1 protein-coding gene is annotated in these 226 nt (G+C 47.8%); it reads right to left on the bottom strand.

Translation table 11 applies throughout. The annotated features are described in order from the left end of the window. The coding region (locus ABR854_RS26040; protein WP_350268758.1) for a SprB repeat-containing protein at positions 1–226 on the bottom strand (226 nt) is incomplete at both ends.

The raw sequence follows: 226 nt of genomic DNA, 5'->3' as shown, positions 1-226 counted from the left end.
TGCTTGCGGTCGTCGCATTATTACTCCATTTATAGGTATATGGACTTGTGCCACCCGCTGCTACTACACTCGCACTGCCACTTGCATCGCCATAACATTTCACATCTATGCCACTTGGGGTCGTCGTCAATGCTGCCGTTGGTTGTTTCACTACTACACTCGCCGTTGCTGTACAACTGTTCGCATCTGTTACTACTACCGTGTATGTGCCAGCTACTAAATTACT

Origin of the sequence: Emticicia sp. W12TSBA100-4 (assembly GCF_040253585.1) — a bacterium.
In the GTDB taxonomy this organism is placed as follows: Bacteria; Bacteroidota; Bacteroidia; order Cytophagales; family Spirosomataceae; genus Emticicia.
This window is presented reverse-complemented; position numbering and strand designations above follow the sequence as displayed.